Genomic DNA, 4,934 nt, shown 5'->3' on the forward strand with positions numbered 1-4,934 from the left:
TTTTACGAGCCGTAGGAGCTGAAACGGTGGACTTGATTATTATCAGCTTTGCCGATGACCTACGCGCACTGGATGTATTGAAAGAACTGCGTCAATTGAACCCTGATGCTTACATTATTGTGCGCAGTAAAGATGATATGAGATTGACTCAGCTACAGGAAGCTGGCGCTTCTCAGGTGGTACCGGATACATTGGAAGCAAGCCTAATGCTTATTTCTCATGTGTTGAACCGTAGCGGAATTCCGATACGCCGTATTCTTGCCCGGCTGGATAAAGAACGTCGTAACCACTATGGCGAGATGCATGGTTTCTTCCAGGGCTCGGAAACGGATATGGACCCAGAGCTCTCGGATAAGCTGGAGTTTCTGAAAGCGTTAACTTTGCCGGAAGGTGCCTGGGCTATCGGTAAACGCATTGATGAACTCGACTGGGACAAGCATCAGGTTCAGTTGAAAGCTTTGCGACGTGATGACGAGGAGTTTCCTGAGCCCGATAGTGATACAGAACTGGAGTCACAGGATGTGGTTCTGTTAATGGGTAAACCGCGTTATGTAGAGGCAGCCGAACGTTGGTTACTGGAGGGTTGAAACAGTCCGTTACAACTTTCCGGCGTATTAACACAACTGGCAACAGTTAACGTCTAACATTTTACAATATTAACAGCGATAATAAGGCTGTGAATTAATCAATAAGAGCAGAACAATAAAATGAAATTTCCAAAACGCGCCTTTATTCCACCTTTAATCATTGTGGGTGCTATTGTTTTATCAGTCTTGGCCAGTATGACTGCTGAGCCTCCAAAGCAACGCGACCAGACAAAGCCTGCAGCAATGGTTGAGGTTCTCGAAGTCAGTCCCCGCGACATGACTTTTATTGTTGATTCCCAGGGGACAGTAAGACCTAAGCACTCCACTATGCTGGTAGCTGAGGTCACCGGTCAGATTGTCGATGTGGCCGATAACTATAATGCCGGCGGTTTCTTTAAAGAAGGTGACATGCTGATTCAGGTGGATCCTTCTGATTACGAAGTCGCTGTCCAACAAGCTCGGGCAGCACTGTTGCAAGCTCAATCGGAACTTGAGCAGGAGAAAGCACGGGCAAGAGTTGCAGAAGAAGAATGGGCAGCATTTGAAGACGGAAAGGCTCCCGAGTTAGGTTTACGTAAGCCGCAACTGGCCAGTGCTATCGCGGCGGTGGAATCTGCAGAGGCAAACCTTGCAAAAGCAGAGCGTGATTTAGAGCGTACAACCATTAAGGCACCATTTGACAGTGTATTAAGAAGTAAAGAAGCAAACTTAGGGCAGTTCGTTTCAACGGGCAGCCAAATAGCCTTGGTGTTTGACACTCGTACTGCAGAAGTTCGTTTGCCTTTAAGTGACCTCGATATGACGTATATTCTGGATCCGGCCGTTGCTGAAGAAAAGCCTCGCGTTCAGCTAGAGTCGCTCGTTTCGGGTCAGTCGGCGACGTGGCAAGGCAGACTGGTTCGTACCGAGGGCGTATTAGATGAAAACAGCCGTGTCATTTATGGCGTTGTTCAAATCCCTGACCCTTATAACTTAGAGGGTGAAACACACCAAGTGCCATTACGCTATGGCCGATTTGTCCAAGCCCAGGTTGAAGGCAGATATGCGCAAGGTTTAATGGAAGTTCCTACCTATGCGTTGAATCCAGATAGCTCTGTATGGATTGTTCCGGAAAGTCGTGAACTGGAAAAACGCGATGTCGAGGTAGTGCGTACGCAAGGTAACAAGAGCCTAATAAGTTCTGGTTTGGAAAGTGGCGACAAAGTGGTGCTTACTCAGCTCAAAAATGCCTTACCGGGTATGAAAGTGCGTTTGCCGGGCGATCCATTACCAGAACAAATGGAAACAGCAGCCAAATCAGATAACGGTGACAAAGAAGACACTGACTCTGAAAATGTAGGCGGGTAAGTATCATGACGACAGAAAAACAGACTGGCCTGATTGCGTGGTTTGCACGCAATACAGTGGCCGCAAATCTATTAATGATCATTATTCTGGTTGCTGGCGCGTTATCGGTGTTTAGTGTACGCAAGCAAATGTTTCCAGAAGTTGAATTAAATATTATCAGCATTCAGGTGCCATTTCCCGGCGCCGCACCCCAGGAAGTAGAACAGGGTGTGATTATGCTGATAGAAGACGCTATTGAAGATGTTGACGGTATCGAGGAAATGACTTCACGCTCACGCGAGGGCGGCGGTACAGTCACATTAGAAGTAGAGCCTGATTATGATGTACAGGTTGTCATGGATGAAGTAAAAATGCTGGTGGATGCTATTCCTAACTTCCCTCAGCAAATTGAAAAGCCGAATATTTACCGGGTTCGTCCCCAGCGACAAGTTATCTGGATGTCAGTATACGGTGACCTGGATGAGAGGGGGCGCAAAGAACTGGCCAAGGAAGTTCGCGATGAACTGAAGACGGTGGGCGGCATTACCAAAGTTGATGTTGTTGGTGACCGTGATTATGAAATTTCAGTCGAAATTTCGCAGCAAGATCTTGAGCGTTATGGACTGACTTTCTCGCAAATAGTTGAAGCGGTGCGTGGTACCTCAATTGATGTGGCTGGCGGCTCAATTAAAACGCCTAATGGCGATATTCTATTGCGCGCGAATAACCAGGCTTATGTTGGCGGCGAGTTTGAAAAAATTGTTCTGTTAAGCCGGGCTGATGGTACTCGTTTAACTTTGGGTGATATTGCTAAAGTGCAAGACGGCTTTGTGGAAGAGGAGTCTTACACTCGTTTTGACGGTAAGCCGGCAACCTTTGTTCGGGTGCAGTCGGTCGGTGATCAAAATGATTTGAAAATAGCAGAATACGTTCGAAATTACGTAGAAAGAAAAAATAAGGAATTGCCCGATGCGGTCCAATTGGCGCAATGGGGAGATTCCTCTTATTACCTCCAGGGTCGCTTAGATCTTATGCTAAACAATATGTGGATGGGTGGTTTGCTGGTCTTCCTCATGTTGTCGCTTTTCCTGCAGTTGCGTTTGGCGTTCTGGGTCATGATAGGTATTCCTGTCTGTTTCCTGGGAACCATTGCATTAATGCCACTCCCCATGTTTGACGTTTCTATTAATATGATATCGCTGTTTGGCTTCATATTAGTGTTAGGGATAGTGGTGGACGATGCCATAGTCATAGGGGAGAGTGCTTACACCGAAATAGAAGAAAACGGTAAGACAGTTGATAACGTTATTGCGGGGGCTAAGCGAGTTGCTATGCCGGCAACCTTTGGCGTGTTGACTACCATGGTTGCGTTCGTCCCCATGTTAACTGTTGAAGGTGGTATGGGCGCAATCTGGGAGTCTATTGCCTGGGTTGTTATTCTTTGTCTGGCGTTTTCATTGGTCGAATCAAAGCTGATTCTGCCTGCGCACATCAGCAAAATGAAATACTCCAAGCAAGAAGGTGAAAAAGCGAATGCGTTTCAGCGATTCCGCAATAAATTTGCCGGTGCCATTAAATCTTTCGTTGAAAATTACTACCGACCGTTTCTTAAAAAGTGCCTGCATTATCGCTATACAACATTAGCGAGTTTTGTTGGTCTGCTGATTTTAATGATAGGCCTTATGAGCGGCGGTATCGTTCGCTGGGTTTTCTTCCCGGATATTCCGAGTGACTTTGTTCAGGCAAATGTAGAAATGCAGCCTGGTACGTCAGAAACACGGACTATTGAGGTTTTGAATAGTGTAGAGCAGTCTCTGACGGCAGTTGATAATCGTATTAAGGAAACAGAGGGTGACGGAGCTGTCAGACATACCAATATCTGGATGAATGGCACTACGGCAGGTACGGTTTTTGTTGAGTTGAAAAAAGGCGAAGATCGCCAGATAGACGGTTTTGAAATTGTAAATCAATGGCGTGAGGCGGTGCCTGAACTGGCCGGTGTAAGAGCGCTTAACTTCCAGGGAAGTATAGGTGGAGGTAGTGGCTTTGACATTGAATTTCAGCTAGTAGGTGAAGACCTGGACGAACTAAAAGCCGCAGCGGATGAACTGAAGCTCGTACTTGCCGAATACGATGGTGTCTTCGATATAGAAGATACCTTTGGGGACGGTAAAGAAGAGATTCTGTTACAGACTAAGCCATTGGCTACAGCCATGGGTATTAACCTGGCTGAGTTGGCTACGCAGGTTCGCTACGCATTTTATGGGGCTGAAGCACAGCGTATTCAGCGGGGAGACGAAGAAGTAAAAGTCATGGTTCGTTACCCTCGTGATCAACGCGAGTCTGTTGGTAACTTACAGGATATGAAACTGCGCGCTCCGGACGGGTCTGAAATTCCATTTACCGAACTGGCGGATATTGAGTTTGCTGAAGGTTACAGCACCATTACTCGTATAGACCGTCAACGTTCTGTGAATGTTCGTGCTCGTGCGGATAAAGATAAAGTTGAGCCTTTCCGCATTGTCGAAGAGGTTCGTAAAGAGAAAATCCAGACTATTCTGGATAAGTATCCAAGTGTCAGCTTTGAATTACAGGGCGCTACTCAAGATGAGGCGGAAGCGACTGGTTCGTTGGCAATTGGTGGTTTGTTGGCGATGTTTGCAGTCTATGCGCTAATGGCTATTCCATTGAAATCATACAGTCAGCCGTTGATCATTATGTCGGTGATACCTTTTGGGGTTATCGGTGCGGTTATCGGGCACTGGGTAATTGGTATGCCGGTTAGCATTTTGAGTCTGTTCGGTATCATTGCGCTGGCTGGGGTTGTGGTAAACGACAGTTTGGTTATGGTCGACTATGTTAACCGTGCACGTGAAGTGGGAACCGACTTACGTAAGGCTGTTCTGGATGCCGGTTGTCGCCGTTTCCGGGCCATTACCTTAACCTCGTTGACCACCTTCTTTGGTTTGCTACCGATTGTACTGGAGAAGAGTCTGCAGGCGAAAATAGTGATTCCAATGC

At 46.8% G+C, this 4,934-nt stretch carries 3 protein-coding genes; all 3 read left to right on the plus strand.

Annotated features, from left to right (window positions below; translation table 11 throughout):
- Window positions 1-587, plus strand: a 587-nt coding sequence (locus tag B3180_RS00225) for an NAD-binding protein (RefSeq protein WP_286842157.1), incomplete at its 5' end; no start/stop codon positions are given.
- Between the two features lie 120 nt (window positions 588-707).
- A complete protein-coding gene (locus B3180_RS00230) occupies window positions 708-1,934 on the plus strand; it encodes an efflux RND transporter periplasmic adaptor subunit (protein ID WP_199494182.1) in 1,227 nt (408 codons plus the stop codon).
- Window positions 1,935-1,939: 5 nt separating this feature from the next.
- The coding region (locus B3180_RS00235; protein WP_286842160.1) for an efflux RND transporter permease subunit at window positions 1,940-4,934 on the plus strand (2,995 nt) is incomplete at its 3' end.

This window comes from Idiomarina sp. UBA4206 (assembly GCF_002383015.1).
Classification (GTDB): Bacteria; Pseudomonadota; Gammaproteobacteria; order Enterobacterales; family Alteromonadaceae; genus Idiomarina; species Idiomarina abyssalis.